Source organism: Geobacillus sp. GHH01 (genome assembly GCF_000336445.1).
Taxonomy (GTDB): Bacteria; Bacillota; Bacilli; order Bacillales; family Anoxybacillaceae; genus Geobacillus; species Geobacillus zalihae.
This window is the reverse complement of sequence record NC_020210.1, coordinates 2934349-2951458: the sequence shown is the minus strand read 5'-3', so window position 1 is coordinate 2951458 and position 17110 is coordinate 2934349. Positions and strand designations below refer to the sequence as shown.

General features: G+C 55.2%; 20 protein-coding genes. 12 read left to right on the top strand and 8 right to left on the bottom strand.

What is annotated here, in order from left to right:
- The first annotated feature begins 4 nt into the window (after positions 1–4).
- The 3 genes from menH (at position 5) to GHH_RS14525 (ending at position 3214) form a co-directional block, all read left to right on the top strand.
- Positions 5–817 (top strand): 2-succinyl-6-hydroxy-2,4-cyclohexadiene-1-carboxylate synthase, encoded by an 813-nt coding sequence (gene menH / locus GHH_RS18990; protein ID WP_011232346.1) that lies wholly within the window; start codon positions 5–7, stop codon positions 815–817.
- Positions 818–1636, top strand: a complete 819-nt coding sequence (gene menB, locus GHH_RS18985; RefSeq protein ID WP_011232345.1) for a 1,4-dihydroxy-2-naphthoyl-CoA synthase — start codon at positions 818–820, stop codon at positions 1634–1636. It begins immediately after the preceding gene.
- 105 nt (positions 1637–1741) lie between these two features.
- Positions 1742–3214 carry an o-succinylbenzoate--CoA ligase gene (locus GHH_RS14525; RefSeq protein WP_015375676.1) on the top strand — a complete coding sequence of 491 codons (1473 nt, stop codon included), beginning with the start codon at positions 1742–1744 and terminating at the stop codon, positions 3212–3214.
- A gap of 306 nt (positions 3215–3520) precedes the next feature.
- Here GHH_RS14525 and GHH_RS14520 read toward each other — a convergent pair whose 3' ends face one another.
- Both GHH_RS14520 and GHH_RS18500 read right to left on the bottom strand, forming a co-directional pair.
- The gene (locus tag GHH_RS14520) at positions 3521–3718 is read right to left on the bottom strand and encodes a hypothetical protein (protein WP_015731616.1); all 198 of its coding nucleotides are present in this window, start codon (positions 3716–3718) and stop codon (positions 3521–3523) included.
- 65 nt (positions 3719–3783) lie between these two features.
- Complete coding sequence (locus GHH_RS18500) at positions 3784–3945, bottom strand: DUF1540 domain-containing protein (RefSeq protein ID WP_015375674.1); 162 nt, start codon at positions 3943–3945, stop codon at positions 3784–3786.
- Between the two features lie 325 nt (positions 3946–4270).
- Between GHH_RS18500 and GHH_RS14515 the strand changes: the two genes are divergently transcribed.
- The 4 genes from GHH_RS14515 (at position 4271) to GHH_RS14500 (ending at position 9347) form a co-directional block, all read left to right on the top strand.
- Positions 4271–4561 carry a DUF2325 domain-containing protein gene (locus GHH_RS14515; protein WP_013524471.1) on the top strand — a complete coding sequence of 97 codons (291 nt, stop codon included), beginning with the start codon at positions 4271–4273 and terminating at the stop codon, positions 4559–4561.
- Positions 4562–4579: 18 nt separating this feature from the next.
- On the top strand, positions 4580–5068 hold the full coding sequence (locus GHH_RS14510; protein ID WP_015375672.1) for a hypothetical protein: 489 nt from the start codon (positions 4580–4582) through the stop codon (positions 5066–5068).
- Positions 5069–5213: 145 nt separating this feature from the next.
- A complete protein-coding gene (locus tag GHH_RS14505; RefSeq protein WP_015375671.1) occupies positions 5214–7292 on the top strand; it encodes a hypothetical protein in 2079 nt (692 codons plus the stop codon).
- A gap of 96 nt (positions 7293–7388) precedes the next feature.
- Complete coding sequence (locus GHH_RS14500; protein ID WP_015375670.1) at positions 7389–9347, top strand: beta-propeller fold lactonase family protein; 1959 nt, start codon at positions 7389–7391, stop codon at positions 9345–9347.
- A gap of 283 nt (positions 9348–9630) precedes the next feature.
- Here the strand turns inward: GHH_RS14500 and GHH_RS14495 are convergent, their stop codons facing one another.
- On the bottom strand, positions 9631–10617 hold the full coding sequence (locus GHH_RS14495) for a metal ABC transporter substrate-binding protein (protein WP_015375669.1): 987 nt from the start codon (positions 10615–10617) through the stop codon (positions 9631–9633).
- A gap of 103 nt (positions 10618–10720) precedes the next feature.
- Positions 10721–10966: a membrane protein insertion efficiency factor YidD gene (yidD, locus tag GHH_RS14490; RefSeq protein ID WP_011232336.1), complete on the bottom strand. Its 246-nt coding sequence runs from the start codon at positions 10964–10966 to the stop codon at positions 10721–10723.
- A gap of 213 nt (positions 10967–11179) precedes the next feature.
- On the opposite strand from yidD, the gene GHH_RS14485 reads away from it, so the two are divergent.
- Complete coding sequence (locus GHH_RS14485; RefSeq protein WP_011232335.1) at positions 11180–11656, top strand: S-ribosylhomocysteine lyase; 477 nt, start codon at positions 11180–11182, stop codon at positions 11654–11656.
- A gap of 22 nt (positions 11657–11678) precedes the next feature.
- On the opposite strand, the gene ytzI is transcribed toward GHH_RS14485, so the two are convergent.
- On the bottom strand, positions 11679–11840 hold the full coding sequence (ytzI, locus tag GHH_RS18495) for a YtzI protein (RefSeq protein WP_015375668.1): 162 nt from the start codon (positions 11838–11840) through the stop codon (positions 11679–11681).
- A 552-nt stretch (positions 11841–12392) separates the two neighbouring features.
- Between ytzI and GHH_RS14480 the strand changes: the two genes are divergently transcribed.
- The 4 genes from GHH_RS14480 (at position 12393) to ytkD (ending at position 14325) form a co-directional block, all read left to right on the top strand.
- The gene (locus tag GHH_RS14480) at positions 12393–12833 is read left to right on the top strand and encodes a Dps family protein (RefSeq protein WP_011232333.1); all 441 of its coding nucleotides are present in this window, start codon (positions 12393–12395) and stop codon (positions 12831–12833) included.
- Between the two features lie 152 nt (positions 12834–12985).
- On the top strand, positions 12986–13381 hold the full coding sequence (locus GHH_RS14475) for a holin family protein (protein ID WP_011232332.1): 396 nt from the start codon (positions 12986–12988) through the stop codon (positions 13379–13381).
- A gap of 61 nt (positions 13382–13442) precedes the next feature.
- Positions 13443–13775, top strand: a complete 333-nt coding sequence (locus GHH_RS14470; RefSeq protein WP_041470577.1) for a hypothetical protein — start codon at positions 13443–13445, stop codon at positions 13773–13775.
- A 58-nt stretch (positions 13776–13833) separates the two neighbouring features.
- Entirely contained in the window at positions 13834–14325 is a 492-nt protein-coding gene (gene ytkD, locus GHH_RS14465; protein ID WP_015375666.1) for an RNA deprotection pyrophosphohydrolase, read from the top strand.
- A gap of 124 nt (positions 14326–14449) precedes the next feature.
- Here the strand turns inward: ytkD and GHH_RS14460 are convergent, their stop codons facing one another.
- From GHH_RS14460 to GHH_RS14450, 3 genes are read right to left on the bottom strand one after another with little or no spacing between them, the layout of a single operon-like run.
- Positions 14450–15259, bottom strand: a complete 810-nt coding sequence (locus GHH_RS14460) for an ABC transporter permease (RefSeq protein WP_015375665.1) — start codon at positions 15257–15259, stop codon at positions 14450–14452.
- Positions 15243–16034: an ABC transporter ATP-binding protein gene (locus GHH_RS14455; protein ID WP_015375664.1), complete on the bottom strand. Its 792-nt coding sequence runs from the start codon at positions 16032–16034 to the stop codon at positions 15243–15245. The genes GHH_RS14460 and GHH_RS14455 overlap by 17 nt, the downstream gene beginning before the upstream one ends.
- Before the next feature lie 18 nt (positions 16035–16052).
- The gene (locus tag GHH_RS14450) at positions 16053–17057 is read right to left on the bottom strand and encodes an ABC transporter substrate-binding protein (protein WP_041470575.1); all 1005 of its coding nucleotides are present in this window, start codon (positions 17055–17057) and stop codon (positions 16053–16055) included.
- Between the last annotated feature and the right edge of the window lie 53 nt (positions 17058–17110).

The following is a 17110-nucleotide window of genomic DNA, read 5'->3' as shown; positions in this document are numbered from 1 at the left end:
TGGCATGACCATGATGGTGAATGGGGTTTGTTACCATGCGGAACAATACGGAGAAGGAGAGCCGCTTCTGTTGCTTCACGGGTTTACGGGCAGCGCGGACACGTGGCGGCCGCTCGCCCCGTTTTGGCCGGACTTCCGTGTGATGGCCGTCGACTTGTTGGGCCATGGGCGGACCGAGGCGCCAAAGGACGCCCGACGGTATCGGATCGAACACGCGGCGGCTGACTTGGCGGCGCTCCTTGACGAATGGGGCGTCGAACAAGTGAACGTGCTCGGCTACTCGATGGGCGGCCGGCTCGCGTTGGCGTTCGCCGTTTGGCATCCGCGCCGCGTTCGCCGCTTAGTGCTGGAAAGCAGTTCGCCCGGCTTGGAGACAGAGGAGGAGCGGCGCGCGCGGCGGGAAGCGGATGAGGCGTTGGCGCGAAAGATCGAAACGGAAGGCGTCCGTGCTTTTGTCGATGATTGGGAAAAAATCCCGCTGTTTGCCACTCAGCAGACGCTCCCGGATCCGGTGCGAGCGGCGATTCGCCGCGAGCGGCTCCGCCATACGGCAACGGGGCTTGCCAACAGTTTGCGCGGGATGGGGACCGGCGTGCAGCCGTCGTTTTGGGAACGGCTTGGCGAACTTGCCATGCCTGTGCTCCTTGTTTGCGGGGAGCGCGATGAGAAGTTTTGCCGCATCGCCGCCCAAATGCACGAGCGGCTGCCCAACAGCGAACTTATCTGTGTAAAAGGAGCCGGACATGCAATTCACGTGGAACAGCCCGGCATTTTTGCTAAAATAGTAAGTGAATTCATGACAAAGGGGGAAGTGTAAATGCCGTTTGAATGGGTGAAGCAGTACGACTATGAGGATATTATTTACGAAACGTACAACGGCATCGCCAAAATTACGATCAACCGTCCGGAAGTACATAACGCGTTTCGGCCGAAAACGGTGAACGAGATGATCGATGCGTTTACGAAAGCGCGCGATGATTCGAATATCGGCGTCATCATTTTGACCGGCGCCGGCGGCAAGGCGTTTTGCTCGGGCGGGGACCAAAAAGTGCGCGGCCATGGCGGCTATGTCGGCGAGGATGAAATTCCGCGCCTCAATGTGCTTGATTTGCAACGGCTCATCCGCGTCATTCCGAAGCCGGTTATTGCGATGGTCGCCGGCTACGCCATTGGCGGCGGGCATGTGCTTCATGTCGTCTGCGATTTGACGATCGCCGCGGACAACGCCATCTTCGGCCAAACCGGGCCGAAAGTGGGAAGCTTTGACGGCGGCTATGGCGCCGGCTATTTGGCCCGCATCGTCGGCCATAAAAAGGCGCGGGAAATTTGGTATTTATGCCGTCAGTACACGGCGCAAGAAGCGCTCGAAATGGGGCTGGTCAACAAAGTCGTGCCGCTTGAGCAGCTTGAAGAAGAAACGGTCAAATGGGCGCAGGAAATTTTGGAGAAAAGCCCGACGGCCATTCGCTTCTTAAAAGCGGCGTTCAACGCCGACTCCGATGGCTTGGCCGGCATCCAACAGCTCGCCGGCGACGCGACGCTTCTCTTCTACACGACCGAAGAGGCGAAGGAAGGCATGCGGGCGTTCAAAGAAAAACGGAAGCCGGACTTCAGCCAATTCCCGCGCTTTCCGTGATGGGAATAAAGCAGCTTGATGAAGAATCAAGCTGCTTTTTGCCGCTTTTTCAAAGCGAGGAATGATGGCCGATGGGCGAGAGCGGCAAGAAAGGAGGAACGCTAGATGACAACGATGCCAAACTGGCTGAAGCAGCGGGCGTTTTTAACCCCGGAGCGAATCGCCGTGAGCGACGGGCGGCGGACCAAAACGTTTGCCGAGCTGTATGAAGCGGCTGCCGTCTGGGCGCGGCGCCTCGCGCGGGCGGGCGTCAAGGAAGGAGATATTGTCGCCTTGCTGATGAAAAATCGCATCGAGATGATCGAGATCATCCATGCGTTGTTTTTTCTCGGCGCCCGCGTCCTGCTGCAAAACGTGCGCCTGACGTCCTATGAGCTTGGCTGGCAGCTGGATGACAGCGGCGCGCGGCTTGTCATCGCCGATGAGGAGCTGGCCGGGAGTCTTGACGGCGACGGGCGCGTTCTGACCGTCGGTGCGTTGGCCGCGTTGCCCGAAGCGGACGTTTCCTTCAAGGAAACATGCGATTTGGAGGAAACCGCCACGATCATGTATACGTCCGGGACGACCGGCACTCCGAAAGGCGTCTTGCAAACGTACGGCAATCATTGGTGGAGCGCCGTCGGTTCGGCGCTCAATTTAGGGTTGTATGAGCGCGACTGCTGGCTGGCCGCCGTGCCGCTGTTTCATATCAGCGGCCTGTCGATCGCCATGCGCAGCGTCATTTACGGCATGCCGATGCGGCTGCAAACGTCATTCGACCCGAAGGAAGCGAACGAATGGATCATGCGCGGCGACGTGACGATCATGTCGGTCGTGGCTGCCATGCTTCAGCGGATGATATCGGAGCTCGGGGAAGCGCGCTACCCCGATACGTTCCGCTGCATGCTGCTAGGGGGCGGGCCGGCGCCGCGCCCGCTGCTTGAGGCGTGCAAAGAAAAAGGCATTCCGGTGTACCAGACGTACGGGATGACGGAAACGGCGTCGCAAATCGCAACGCTCGCGCCGGAATACAGTTTGACGAAGCTCGGTTCGGCCGGCAAGCCGCTTTTTCCGGCGGAGCTTTGCATCCTAAAAGACGAAAAGCCGGCTGCGCCGCATGAAGCGGGAGAAATTGTCGTCAAAGGGCCGAATGTGACAAAAGGATACTTGCATCGCCCGGAAGCGACGGCGCAAGCGATCCGCGGCGGCTGGTTTTTTACCGGCGATATCGGCTATATTGATGAAGAGGGATTTTTGTACGTCCTTGACCGCCGTTCTGACTTGATCATTTCCGGCGGCGAAAACGTCTATCCCGCTGAGGTGGAGGCGGTGCTGCTGTCGCATCCCGATGTGGAAGAAGCCGGGGTGACGGGCGTCGAGGATGAAACGTGGGGGCAAGTGCCGTATGCGTTCGTCCGCCTGAAACGCGGAGCGTCGCCAGACGAAGCGGCCCTTCGCGCGTTTTGCCGCGAGCGGCTGGCGAAATATAAAGTGCCGGCCCGCATTTACTTCGTCGACGAACTGCCGCGCAACGCCGCGCAAAAACTGCTGCGCCGCGAACTGAAAAGGCTCATTCCAAAAACAGAACAAACATTTTGATAGGAGTAGAAACATCTGTTCGGAAGCAGAAAAGGCAGGAACTCGCCTAGGCCGAGTTTCCTGCCTTTTTGCCGCTGCCATTCCTGCGGCGTTCCGACCGGGAGGCATGGCGTTCGCCGAATCGAAGCCCTTGCTTTTAGACCGCTGCGATCCAGCTTCATCCATCCGCTTTGTCCCCTGTTGGAGGACGGCAGTCAAACGTCATCCCTTGCACGGCCGATTTCCATCGCGCAGATGGAAACATAGGGATGGCCATCCAACGATGTTTTTTACTCCATCTGGCGTTGGTTTCGAAATGGACGGCCCTCAAACGTCATCCATCCACCCGAGTTCAGCGGCCCGATGGGCGACGAGCCGTTCAATCTCAGGTGGGAGCTGATCAAACGAACCGAACTCATAATCCCACAAACGGGCGAAGGAGTCGATGCAAGCTGGGTATGTTCCTAAAGCGGCCCGCTTCATTTCCGTTTGCAGCGCTTGAATGAGGCTGGCGCGTTTGTCCATCGTCATCCCCCTCGAACGATGCAAGCGCCGCCCGGTCGGCCGGGCAGCGCCTCGTTGGTCTCGCATTATGCTTCATGGGCCGGAACAAACGTTTTGCAGTCTGTTTCCGTGGAATCAGACGCCATGTTTCCGGCATGGCTGACCACGTAAATGGCTTCAGCGCTGCAGCGATTCCCTTCTGCCCAATAACGACAGTTGCGCACTTCGCAAAGAACATCTTTCGCCATGGTCATCCCCCTTGTCGTGATGAAATCGCCCGCATCTATAGTTTGACGCATTTGCAGGCGTTTTATCCATCTCTAACCGAGAAGACTCCCGCTTGGGATCAACGGAGGCAGGGGCAATCGACAGCTTCCGTTGCGCCCGTTGCTTCACGCTGTCCCAAATGGAAAGAAGGGCTTCGTGCAGAAATGGTGTTTGCCTCGTGCCGCTGTTGAAGAGGACATCATGGCCTAAAAATAGATGAAAATCTTTCTTATTTTAATTGACACAGAAAATCATTCTCAATTAAAATAAAAGAGAAAAAAGAAGAGAACAAAGGAGGATTTTATGATGGCATCGCTTCTTGTCGTTGGAGCGGATCATTTAGGCCATATTACCGATAAATTGGAGCGTTCCGGATTCCGGGAAATCATTCATCTCAATGGACGAAAAGTGAATATGGTGAAACGCGACATTCCGGAGCATGTCGACGCCATATTGGTCATGATCGATTACGTGAACCATAATTTGGCGAAGAAAGTGAAAGAGAAGGCGAAAAGCAAAGACAAGCCTATTTATTTTGCGAAACGGTCATGGAGCTCGATCAACGCCGTGTTGGAGCAGCTGGAAAAACATGCATGAACAAACAGGAGGCGAGCCATGGTGCCTATCCATCACGAGACGTTGGATGTCTGGCCGTGTGCGCTGCGCCGGTTTCTTCGCCGCGTCATTCAAGCGTATTGCGACACCGCGCCTTCGCTGCGGTCTCCGCTTTGCTTGCTCCGGCTGATTGATCAGCACCGTTCGCTCCTTCCTTTGTCGATGTTTCCGACGCCGTTGCATTATGCACTAGTGTTGGCCAAGGTGACGGATCATTTGCTGCAGTTTTTTGGTTCGATGGAAGAGGCGGCGTGCAAGCCGCTATTGTTGGCGGACGGCGGATTGGGGGAAGAGGCGGATCGAGCGTTGTACATCGTTTACCGCGACCGGGTTCGTGTGCTGCTGTGGTGCGAGGAAGAGGAAGCCATTCGGCGATGCAAAGAAACGGCGTCGTCCTTATGCAGGGACGCGATCGGATGTTGCCCGAACGAACTGGAATGCTGCTTTTTATGGACGGGCGGACGCCGCGTTGAGTGGCTTTCGGCTTGAATGGAAGGACCACAGGCATGAAAAGCGCCGTTTTATAGGCAAAGCGTTGTCGAATCAATTTTGGCTTGAACAAAGAGGAAGGGACGGCGTATAATAAACGTTAGTGAGAATGAAAATCGTTATTTTAAAAATGGAGGAGCAAGCCATGAAACGCATGCCTTGGAAAGTCATGGCCACGTCGGCGGCGGCCTCGCTGCTTTTGGCGTCCGGCTGTTCCGCCGTCGGGGAGAAAGAGAACGGCCGTTCATCGGAAGCGCCGCGCCTGCACGTGCCGGTGGCGGACGATCATTTTGATACGGCCGGCAATATGTTTGCCTACTCGGAATTTGAACTTTCGGGCGAACCGCTCGCTGAAGGGCTCGGGCTTGATTTGGACACCCTTGACGCGAGAAAACCTGATAAACCGACGAAATTCGACTATACGGCTGGCATCGAGTCATACGAGTATTCCGAAGAGGCGATGTACGAAGTGACGGAAAAGTCAGGGCTGGGGCTTCATCTCATCAACGGCCCGATCGCGAAGCAGCGGGCCGAACAGCGGCATCAGCCAGCCGATCAGGCGCTCGCCGACCGTTTTTATGAGCTTGCGGACAGCGTCGGCTATCCGCGCGAGGAACTTTTCCGCAACATGTTCCCAACCTTCATCGAGTACGCCGGCGGCGATCCGCATTATGCACAAAAGGTTGACACGGGCGTGTATGCGGAAAATGATGACGGTACATATGTTCCCGTCTATCAAGTCGATTTCCAATCGCTTCGCTGGGATCGCGGAAAAATGGACAAAGTGCTCACGCCATCGGCTTACGGCGGCGTCTTTTTGAAGCAAGCGCTTTGGGCCGGCGACTTTTTGGGGAATTTTCATCAAAAAGACAGCGATGAAGAGGTGGAGGCGAAAACGCCAAACGACGATCAAAGCGGGAACATCGCTCTTGGCGTCAGCTCCGCCGACGGGATGCAAGGGATGATTTTGACAGAACAAATATGGAACAAGCTGGCTTTTATCCGTGACCATTTATTTTATGATGCGAAGCAACAGGCGTTGACGAAGGCAGCCGGCAGCCGCTACAACCCAAGCGGGGGATTTGTCTATTTGCCGCACGCGGTGGAAGTGGCTGAAGGGGGAAGCGAGCTGGCGCCGGATGCGGCGAAGTTGGTCGTCAAAGATCCCCGCAGCTTGCTTGAGGACCAATGGCTCATGCTATGGCCGGCGGCGGAGTTTTTCGGCATGACCGACCAGCGGCCGGAAAACAAAAACCAAAACCCCGCGTTTTTGGCCGTGTTTGACGGAAAACCGTTCCCAAGCGCGCCAAAGGAAAACCTTGACGCGACGACGGCGAACGACCGCGTGGCCGACGACCCGTATTCCGTCAACCGCGACGTGCTGCTGCAAGTGTTTCGCAACATCGATGCCATGCATTTCAATGAAAAAGCGGGCGCGTTTGTGACCGAACATGACGGGCGAACGCAAGGAAATCGGGTCGATACGTTCCAAGCCGGCTATACAATGGAAGCGCTCCGCATCTTCGAACGGGCGATTGACGGGATGCCGGTCGGCTATGCGAGCGGAGAGAGCGCCAAAGGGCTCGGCACGCCGGAAGGAAAGCGGGCGCTCGAGCTCATCCGCCGGCAAGCGGATTTTATCATGCACAACTTGATGCGAAAAGACGGACTTGTCGAAAACGGCTATACGATCGGCCAAGGGCCGGATCAAGACGAGCCGACGCTTCTTGCCCAGCTTGGCGCGATCCGCGGGCTGACGGCGGCATTTTTGGCGACGAAAGACGAAGCATACCGCGATGCGGCGCGCCGTGTTTATGAGGCAATGAACAAACATTTTTGGGATCAAAAATGGCACGTGTACCATACGGGAGAAAAAGAGGACAAGTACACCCCGTGGCTCGCCGGCGCGTTGTCGGGGGTGTTCCGCGTGGCCTTGCAAAACTTGAACAACGACCAAGCGGATGAGACGGCGAAATCCCTTGACCGCGAAACGATCATCTCCCGCTACGTCGACTTTTACGACCGAATCGTCGACGGCCCGACGCTTCAGGAAGGGATGCAGGCAAGCGAGTTTTGGGATACGGGAGATGTCTACATCAAAGGGAAAAAATTGGGCAACACCGATCATGACCATGTCCCGCAAGTGCAGGCGGCCGGCGGCCCATACGGCGTGGCGCCGGTGTTGCGGACGGTCAAGGTCAACGTTGGATCCGCCAACAAATAACAGAAAGAAAGCGGCGAATACGATTGAGATTCGCCGCTTTTCTTTGTAAAATTGAGGATGGTTATCATTTTCGTGAAAAAACGGGGGAATATTGAAATGCGAAAATGGTGGTTCGCCGCGGCGATCGCCACGCTGTTGGCCGGCTGTCAGGACGAAAAGGCATGGCATGAGCAGCCGAAAGTGGTCAGACATGCCCCGGCGCACGGCGACAACATCGCCGTAAGCAGCGACGGGCGCTATGTCTACACCGCCAACATCGATGTGGATACAGTGACAATCATCAACGCGAAAACGAAAACGAAGGAAGCGGAAATTCCCGTCGGCCGCGAACCGCGCCAGCTGGCGCTCAGCCCGGATGGACGGACACTGTATGTTTCCTGCATGTACGATGATGAAGTGGACGTCGTGTCGCTTGACAAGCGGAAAGTCGTCGACCGTTGGAAAACGGGGATCGAGCCGTTCGGCATCGTCACCAGTCCGGATGGGGCGGAAGTATATGTCGCCAACTACCGCTCGGGCACGGTCTCGGTGTTTGACGCCGAGAGCGGGAAGCGGACGAAAGACATCCAAGCGGGCGATCGGCCGCGGGCGCTGGCGCTGACAGCGGACGGAAGGAAGCTGTACGTGACGCAATATTTGGCGGCCAAAGTCACCGTGATTGACACAAAGAAACGGCGGGCGGTCAAGGAAATCGCCCTCGCCCCGTCGCCGGACAAAGCCGATCGAAAAAAGAGCCAAGGCGTTCCGAACACGCTTGAGCAAATCGTCATCGCCTCGGACGGCAAAAAAGCGTATATTCCGCACTTATTGACGAACATCGATACGCCGATCCAATTTGAGGAAACGGTCTTTCCGGCCATCTCGGTCATTGATGCAACGAAAGACGTTGAGTTGCCGGACGAGCGGAAAGAGCTGTTTGCCGCGATCAATGTCACGGATGTTCATAACGAGACGATCATCGTCTCCAATCCGTACGATGTGGCGTTTTCCCCGGACGGCGGCAAAGCGTACGCGGTCATGTCTGGAAGCGAGGACCTCGTCGTCTTTGACTTGCGACGCGGCGGCAAGGCGACGCAAATTTTGCGCCGCATCCACGGCAACAATCCGCGCGGGATCGCGATTTCGCCGGATGGGAAGACGCTTTACGTCCACAACGCCATGAGCCATGATTTGGCCGTGATCAAAACCGGAGGAAAAAGCCCATATGCGAAAGCGAAGCAGGAAGATGGCACGATCCGCCTCATTGCGAAAGATTCGCTCTCCCCGCTCGTGCGTGAAGGAAAAACGATCTTTTACAGCGCCAACAGCGACGAGTTTGCCATCAACATCACAGGGAACAATTGGATGAGCTGCGCTTCGTGCCATAGCGACGGCGACATCAACGGCTTGACGCTCATGACGGCGAAAGGGCCGCGCAACGTGCCGAGCAATATTTTGGCGACGAAAACCGGGCTGTTTATGTGGGATGGGTCGCGCGACGATTTTACCGACTACATTCATACCGTGCAAGGCGAGATGGGCGGCATGACGGCGATCGACCCGTCCAAGCCGCTGCCGCCGAACGTCCAGCATATGTTTGACGCCATTCTCGCCTACTTGAACGACCCGCGCTCGTTCCCCGTGCCGAAAAGCCCGTACCGGAACCGCGACGGCAGCTTGACGGCGGAAGCGAAGGAAGGGGAGCGCCTGTTTAACGGGAAAGGGAATTGCTTAAGCTGCCATGGGGGCGAGTATTTCACCGACAGCGTCAAGGCGGTCGGGCCGGACGGGAAATTGACGACTGCCAATACCGCCTACTTGCACGACATCGGCACGGCCAATCCGAAGGACCGCGCCTCCAAAGGCGACGCCCGCGCCCGGTTCACAAACCCGCGGACGCCCAAGCAGTGGGATACGCCGACGCTGCGCGGCGTATGGGCGACAGCCCCGTATTTGCATGACGGCAGCGCGAAAACGATCGAGGAAGCAATCCGGCGCCATCGGACGAAAGAAGTGCAAACATTGACGCCGGGAGAAATTGCGGCCATTGCGGCCTATGTCCGCTCGCTGCAATAGTGAGAGTGATGGGTGAGGAAAAGGGGGCTTTTCTTTCTGCAGGGCAGAAGATAGCACCGTCATAAAGGAAGGTGTCCCACGCGTGTTGGGGACACCTTTTTCCTTGTTATTTTGGCCGTACATAGCGCTTATCGTGCATAAACAAACGCCAGAAATAGACGAAGCCGGGAAACAAAATGAGAAAGCCCACGATGTAGGAGGCAAACAGCGCCCGGAATGTATCCGGATGGGGAAAAGGAAACGAAACCGCCTGCCTCAATCGAAAGAGGCAGGCGGTTGTATTTCAATGAAGGGCTTTTTGCAGCACGCGGAGATTCTCGGCCATAAGGGAAAAGTAATCTTTGTGGGCTTTTCGATCTTCATCGGTCAGCGATTCCAAGTTATGCAGACGGAGCGGCTTGGCGCCGATTTCGTTCTGAATCACTTCCGCCGTTTTGGGATGAACATTTTGTTCGAAAATGACATAGCGGATGTGATGCTGTTTGGCTGTCTGGATGAGCTGAGTCAGCTCTTTTTGCGATGGTTCGTTGCTCGGAGAAAGCCCGGAAACGCTCAGCTGTTTGATTCCGTAGCGGTCTTCCCAATATCCGTAGGCTTGATGGGAAACGAGTATCTCTTTTCTAGGAGCTTTCTCCACTGTTGAACGGAATTGCCCGTCAAGGCGCTCGAGTTTCATCTTTAACGTTTCAAAGTTTTGCATAAACAGGTCTTTTTTTTCAGGTTTCAGTTCAATCAGCAAATCGCGGATGTTCTTGGCGATCGCAATGGAGCGGATGGGGTCAAGCCATACGTGAGGATCTTTGTCTCCGTGTTCATGGCCATGTTCTTTCTCATGTCCCTCTCCGTGTTCGTCTTTGTGCCCTTCGCCATGCGCATGCTCCTGTTCATGGTTCGATTCAAGCAATTCGATGCCGTTTGTAGCAACGAGAAATCGGACGTGCTCATTTTGTAATGTTTCCTGCAGTTTTTCGGCGAACGGTTCCATCCCGTGGCCAATGTAAATGAAGGCGTCCGCATCGGCAATCTGCTGCACGGTTTTGGTTGTCGGTTCGAACGTATGGGCTTCCACTCCCGGCGGGTAAACGCTTTTGACGTTCACGGCGTCGCCGCCGATTTTTTTCGTAAAGTCTTCAAGCGGATAGACGGTTGTATAAATCGTTAGCTGATCGTTCGATGTTTGGCCCTCTTTTGTTTCTGGCTTCGATTGACAGCCGTATAGCAAGGCGCTCGTCGCCAAAAGGAAAGACAAAATGATGGACGTTGCTCTCATGTTGAACTCCTTTCTGGAATCAAGATGTCCGCATTTATTATATCGTAATCATTACGATTTACAAGATCGATCATACAAAAAAATAAAGCAAATGGCAAGGCCATTAAGTGATTTTGTTTCTTTTCGCGTGTTCTGATGATTCAGGAACGGGATCAAAACCGCCCGGATGGAACGGATGGCATTTCAAAATGCGCTTCGCCGTCAGCCATCCCCCTTTTATGGCGCCAAAGCGCCGGATCGCTTCGATGCCATAGTTCGAGCAGGTCGGATAAAAGCGGCATGTCGGCGGCTTGAGCGGAGAAAGGAAGCGTTGATAAAAGCGGATGCACCAAATCAGCCATTGGCCCATGCCCAGTTCTCCTTTCTGTGATCATCATGATTACAATAGAACAAACCTTTCTTTTGTTCAAGCAAAACGACTGTCGTTCGCTCGGAATGGGGGCGCTCGCCCAGACCTTGCTTTTTGGGCATAGACGCCAAGCGAGAGGCAAAAAAGATGCGGGACGCCCCTCGTTTTGGTTATGATAAAGAAAGAGGATCAAAATAGCTAGGAGTGATTGACATGCCTTCACCGGTGGAAAGCTTTGAATTGGACCATTGCGCGGTCAAAGCGCCGTACGTTCGGCATTGCGGCGTTCACAAAGTCGGCAGTGACGGCGTCGTCAATAAGTTTGACATTCGCTTTTGCCAGCCGAACAAAGAAGCGATGGACCCGGCCGCGATTCATACGCTCGAACATCTGTTGGCGTATACGCTGCGCCGACATGCGGCCAAATATGATCATTTCGATATTATCGACATCTCGCCTATGGGTTGCCAAACCGGGTTTTATCTTGTCGTGAGCGGCTCGCCGACCGTGGACGAGATCATTGATTTGTTGGAAGAAGCCATGAAGGACGCGCTCGCCGCGACGGAAGTGCCAGCCGCGACCGAGCGGCAATGCGGCCAAGCGAAGCTGCATGATCTAGAGGCGGCCAAACAGCTGATGCGCTTTTGGCTTTCGCAAGAGAAAGAAGAGTTGAAAAAGGTGTTTGGTTGATGAACAAGCCAGCCCCGCGCCGCTACTGCGGCTGCTTCGGGCCGGCTTGTTGTTCGCCGCCGTGTTCATTCGGGTGCGGATCGACCGTATGCTTGTAGGCATACGCTTTGGACGTCGTGACGACCGCCAGCACGAGAACGACAGCGGCGATGATGAGGCAAACGATCAAGGTCCAGTACATCATGACGCCCGCCTTTTTTCTTTTTATTATACCATATCTGGCAGAGCTGGCGTTCATATTTCCGGTGAAATCGGGCAAGCTATCCATCGACACGTTTTCCATGTTTCATCTCTATTTCGCGCAGGAGACTCCCACTCAACGACCAAAGGGAGTAAGTGGGAGAGGAATGCGCGTTCCCCCTTTCTTTTGTGTATGATCGAATAAAGGCGTGGAGAAAACTGTTCAATAAAGGCACTCCACTCACGGCTGCTCGATGGATGGGGTTGGTTGCAGGAAACGTTGCAACCGTAAAACATCGAGCGTAGGTCCGTCTGTTGTGTGTGGAAGCCAAGTACTGCCAACAGACACACCGAGAGAATCGGCAACGATGCAGGCATGACCTGCATCGTTGGGCAGTTGTCAACCTGCCCCTGATGCAACCCCAAGTCAAGGAAGGAGGACGAAGTCCGCTCGCACTTCTGGGGAGTTGCAAGCCCCCACTTCAAGCGTTCGCGAAGTGGGGGTAGTTGACCAACAAGCCAGCTGGGTACAAGAACCATAAGGAGGAGTGAGAGGATGACAACTCGACTGATCGATCTTGTCAACAAGCAAATCGCCAACTGGACTGTGTTGTACGTGAAATTGCACAACTATCATTGGTATGTCACCGGGCCGCAGTTTTTCACGCTGCATGAAAAATTCGAAGAGTTGTACAACGAAGCCGCGACCCACATTGACGCACTGGCCGAGCGGCTGTTGGCCTTGGGTGGCAAGCCTGTGGCGACGATGAAAGACTGCCTCAAGCAGGCGTCCGTCAAAGAAGCAGCCGGGACGGAAACGGCGGAGCAAATGGTCGCTTCGATTGTCGGCGACTTTGAAACGATGATCGGCGAATTGAAAGAAGGCATGCAGCTGGCGGATGAAGTGAACGATGAAACGACGGGGGATATGCTGCTTGGCATTCATCGCAGCTTGGAAAAACACGTCTGGATGTTGAAATCGTTCTTAGGACGATAAGAAGAGGAGGCTGTCCTCAGGCCGGGGGACGGCCTTTTGCTTTGTCCTGTCTTTGTCGAAAAAGGGCGATTTTTTAGGGAATGCGCCGCGTCGCGTTCTCCTCACCGGGCATACGATAGTTACGCGTATCCTATGTTCAAGGAGGGGGGAGCGTGAACAAGCCGATCCCGATGGTTGCCGTGTCGCTGTTCGGTTCGTTTTTGTCGCTGTTTGTCGGCAGCGTGGACTCATTTGTCGTGATTTTGCTTGCTTTGGTCATTGTCGACTACCTCACCGGCATCGCCGCCAGCGCGGTTGAAGGCAAGCTATCAAGTCAAGTCGGCTTTCGCGGCATCATCCGCAAACTGTTGATTTTCATTCTGGTGGCGGCATCGCATCTCGTCGATTTGGCCATTGGATGGAACATGCATGTCATCCGCGATGCGATCATTTTTTTCTATATCGCCAATGAGTTTATCTCGATTGTGGAAAACGCCGGCCGGGCGGGCGTTCCGATCCCGTCCGTGCTGCGCAAGGCGATCGAGCTGTTGAAAGATGAAATAAAATGAGCATAGTTTTCCCCGATTGCCCCACACTAAGCAAAAAGAGCAAAAGAAGGAGTGGATGAAGGTGGCAGATGAACAAAAAAAGACGTATTACGTCTCAATGGCGCACGGGGAAATTTCCCAGTTGAAAACGGCATCGCCGTGGGACTTTCAAATTGAGGCGACCGACGAGGAAATCGCACGCCTGCGCGAGTATTTTGACCAAAACTACTCCACCGACTGGCAGGCGTTTTGGCGCACCCATGTGCCGTACATCCAATACCACTATGATCGGGAAAACGATGCGTACGACCGGACGATGGTCGACATTTACAAAATGATTTATGAGCTCGGCAACGACGAAGCGAAAGCGCACATCCGCTCGATGGGCATTCTCCCGGACGAAAAAGAAGAGTAAACGCCGCGAGTCGAGCGGCGTTTTTCTGTATAATGGGGAGAGGAAAGGGGAGAGTCCGATGCATGAATTTCGCGATTATTACGGACATCGCGTTCGGCTGGCCTTTGCGGATCATCCGTTTTCCCCCTCCCCCGGGCATGTATGGGTCATTTGCCGCTATGGCGGGCGATGGCTGTTGACGGATCATCCGCGCCGCGGCCTTGAGTTTCCCGGCGGCAAGGTGGAAGAAGGGGAAACAGCGGCGGAAGCCGCGGTCCGCGAAGTGATGGAAGAAACGGGGGGAATCGTCGGCCGGCTCGAATACATCGGCCAATATAAAGTGGAGCCGGATATCGTGAAAAACATTTATTTTGCCGACATCGCTGCGCTCGTCGAGCGGGGGTCGTATTTGGAAACGAACGGCCCGGTGCTGCTTGAGGCGCTGCCGGATGACATCCGCACGGATGAACGGTTCAGCTATATCATGAAAGACGATGTCCTTTCGCTTTCGCTTGCCGAGTTGAAACAGCGCGGACTGATCAGCCGAGGGGAAAGAAGCGGAGAACGGTGATGATTTTAGACGGCTTTTGTTGGTCATCCGGTTCCATGAAGGAAGAAGCCAAGGGGGGATGGGCGGATGCCGGCCCGACGTCAGGAATGAAAAGAGACGCCCGTCGATCGTTTACGAACGTCTCTTAACGACGGCTGCCCCATTTTTTCTCGACGATGGCAACAAGTTGGTACATAACAGTCGACAACAAAGCGACAATGAGCAGGCTCATCAATACGAGCGTGAAGTTGAACACTTGGAAGCCGTAAATGATTAAATACCCAAGCCCTTGCTTGGAGACGAGAAACTCTCCGGTGATGACACCGACCCAAGCGAGGCCGACGTTCACTTTCAACGTCGAAATGATCGCCGGGAACGACGCCGGCAGCACCGCCTCTTTAAAGCATTGGTAGCGGGTGGCGCCGAACGTCCGCAGCACTTTCAAATAGTTCGGGTCAACTTCTTGGAACGCCGAATAGACGACAATCGTCGTGATGATGATGGAAATGACGACGCCCATGGCGATGATGGACGTAAATCCCGGTCCGAGAGCGACGATCAAAATCGGCCCGAGGGCGACTTTTGGCATGGCGTTGAAGACGACCAAATACGGATCGAGCGTTTTCGCCAGGCGCGGAAACCACCAAAGGACCGCGCCGATGAGCGCCCCGCCGGCGGTGCCGATAAGAAAGCCGAGCAACGTTTCAAACAATGTCGCCCACGTGTGGACAAACAGCGAATGATCGCTGAGTTTTTCGATAAACAGCCTGATGATGGCCGACGGTGAGCTGAACAAGAGCGGATCGACCCAATGAAAGCGGCTCGCCGCTTCCCAGACGGCGAAAAAGGCGACAAGCAGCGCCGTCTGCCAAAGGCGGATCACCCGCCGCTCTTTGCGCAATGCGGCGAGGTATTCACGGTGCAGCGATTCGATGCGATCATGGAGCGGCTTCAAGGTCCTCCATCTCCTTCCAAATGGATTGGAACAATGGCGAAAACGCCGGATGCTGGCGGGCGGCAAGCGGCGGGCGGCCGCGCAGTTCATCCGGGATGACAAACGTCCGCACAAGGCGCCCAGGGCGCGGTGAAAACAAGAAAATGCGGTCGCTCATGGCGATGGCTTCTTCGATGTCATGGGTGACCAAGACGGCTGTTTTTTCGTATTGCCGCAGCGTCGCCCAGACGAGCTCTTCCAATTTCAGCTTCGTCTGCTGGTCGAGGGCGGAAAACGGCTCGTCGAGCAACAACAGTTTCGGATCAGTCGCGAGCGTGCGCACAAGCGCCGCGCGCTGGCGCATGCCGCCGGACAGCTGGCTCGGGTAATACGACTCGACGCCGCCAAGGCCGATCTCAGCGAGCAGGGCGAGCGCCCGCTTTTTCGTTTCCGGCGTCAACGTTCCCGTGATGTGGGGTCCGAGCAAAATGTTTTCCTCGATCGTTTTCCAAGGGAATAGGTAGTCTTGCTGAAGCATGTAGCCGACCGCACGCCGCGCCGTTTGGGCGTCCGATCCGCCCGACCAGAGCGGTTCGCCTTCTATGAGCACCGCCCCTTCCGTTGGTTCGATCAATCCGGCGATGATCGAAAGCAGCGTCGTTTTGCCGCAGCCGCTAGGGCCGAGAAAGGAGACGAACTCCCCTTTCTCGACGGACAGCGACACATCATCGAGTGCAGTGACAGCGGTCGTTTTTGTCAAATACGTGTGCGAGAGGCGGTCGATGACAAGAAACATTTCGTTCACCCGCTTTCGTCACTTGTTCATCGCGCTTTTGGCAAACGACGAATCAACAAGCGTGTCAACGTGGATGCGCTTCGGCAGCTCGCCGGCTTCGGCCATAATGTCTTGCAAGTGGTTCCATTCTTCTTCATCCAAAATCGGATCGGTCGCGTAGGTCCCTTGGCTTTTGTACCGGTCGACGACTTTTTCGATCAAAGCCAAATCGGTGTCTTTGAAATACGGCTGAATAGCTTTCGCGATCTCGGCGGCGCTGTGCGATTCGACCCATTGCTGCGCTTTGTAGATCGCGCGCGTAAATTTTTCAATGACGTCTTTGTTCGCTTTGATGTAGCTTCGTTTCGCCATATACGACGTGTACGGCACGCGCCCGGATTCGGTGCCGAATGAAGCGACGATATAGCCTTTTCCTTCTTGTTCAAAAATGCTCGCCGTCGGTTCAAACAGCTGGACGAAATCGCCCGTCCCGCTCGCAAAGGCGTTGGCGATATTGGCGAAATCAACGTTTTGGATCAGCTTCAAATCTTGATGCGGGTCAATGCCGTGTTTTTTCAGCACAAACTCGCCGACCATTTGCGGCATGCCGCCTTTCCGTTGGCCGAGGAACGTGCTTCCTTTCAGCATCTCCCATGTAAAGTGGTCGATTTTCTCGCGGGAAACAAGAAACGTCCCGTCGGTTTGCGTGAGCTGCGCGAAATTGATGACCGGATCGTCCGTCCCTTGCGCATAGACATAAATGGATGTTTCCGAGCCGACAAGGGCGATGTCCGCGCCGCCGGAAAGCAGCGTCGTCATCGTTTTGTCGCCGCCCCATGTCGTCGTCAGTTCGACATCCAGCCCCTCTTCTTGAAAGAAGCCTTTTGCCAGGGCGACGTACTGCGGCGCGTAAAAAATCGAGTGCGTCACTTCGGCGAGCCGCACTTTTTTGAGCGGCTTTTCGCTTTGGCCCCCGTCATTCGTGCAGGCGGAAAGCGGCAAAAGCAAGAGAAGCGAGCATAACCATACGGCCCATTTTTTCATGTTCGTTAACCCCCTTGGTTCGCATGCGGTAAACCGTGGTTTCACCTTATCGT

Bases quoted from the DNA above. Each gene is read 5' to 3' on its own strand.
- GHH_RS18500 (WP_015375674.1), bottom strand. From the start codon at position 3,945: ATGGCGAAAGATGTTCTTTGCGAAGTGCGCAACTGTCGTTATTGGGCA.
- GHH_RS14495 (WP_015375669.1), bottom strand. From the start codon at position 10,617: ATGAGAGCAACGTCCATCATTTTGTCTTTCCTTTTGGCGACGAGCGCC.
- GHH_RS14455 (WP_015375664.1), bottom strand. From the start codon at position 16,034: ATGTTTCTTGTCATCGACCGCCTCTCGCACACGTATTTGACAAAAACG.
- ytzI (WP_015375668.1), bottom strand. From the start codon at position 11,840: ATGATGTACTGGACCTTGATCGTTTGCCTCATCATCGCCGCTGTCGTT.
- GHH_RS14480 (WP_011232333.1), top strand. From the start codon at position 12,393: ATGACAACTCGACTGATCGATCTTGTCAACAAGCAAATCGCCAACTGG.
- GHH_RS14515 (WP_013524471.1), top strand. From the start codon at position 4,271: ATGGCATCGCTTCTTGTCGTTGGAGCGGATCATTTAGGCCATATTACC.
- GHH_RS14510 (WP_015375672.1), top strand. From the start codon at position 4,580: ATGGTGCCTATCCATCACGAGACGTTGGATGTCTGGCCGTGTGCGCTG.
- GHH_RS14520 (WP_015731616.1), bottom strand. From the start codon at position 3,718: ATGGACAAACGCGCCAGCCTCATTCAAGCGCTGCAAACGGAAATGAAG.
- menH (WP_011232346.1), top strand. From the start codon at position 5: ATGACCATGATGGTGAATGGGGTTTGTTACCATGCGGAACAATACGGA.
- GHH_RS14450 (WP_041470575.1), bottom strand. From the start codon at position 17,057: ATGAAAAAATGGGCCGTATGGTTATGCTCGCTTCTCTTGCTTTTGCCG.
- yidD (WP_011232336.1), bottom strand. From the start codon at position 10,966: ATGGGCCAATGGCTGATTTGGTGCATCCGCTTTTATCAACGCTTCCTT.
- ytkD (WP_015375666.1), top strand. From the start codon at position 13,834: ATGCATGAATTTCGCGATTATTACGGACATCGCGTTCGGCTGGCCTTT.
- GHH_RS14525 (WP_015375676.1), top strand. From the start codon at position 1,742: ATGACAACGATGCCAAACTGGCTGAAGCAGCGGGCGTTTTTAACCCCG.
- menB (WP_011232345.1), top strand. From the start codon at position 818: ATGCCGTTTGAATGGGTGAAGCAGTACGACTATGAGGATATTATTTAC.
- GHH_RS14505 (WP_015375671.1), top strand. From the start codon at position 5,214: ATGAAACGCATGCCTTGGAAAGTCATGGCCACGTCGGCGGCGGCCTCG.
- GHH_RS14500 (WP_015375670.1), top strand. From the start codon at position 7,389: ATGCGAAAATGGTGGTTCGCCGCGGCGATCGCCACGCTGTTGGCCGGC.
- GHH_RS14485 (WP_011232335.1), top strand. From the start codon at position 11,180: ATGCCTTCACCGGTGGAAAGCTTTGAATTGGACCATTGCGCGGTCAAA.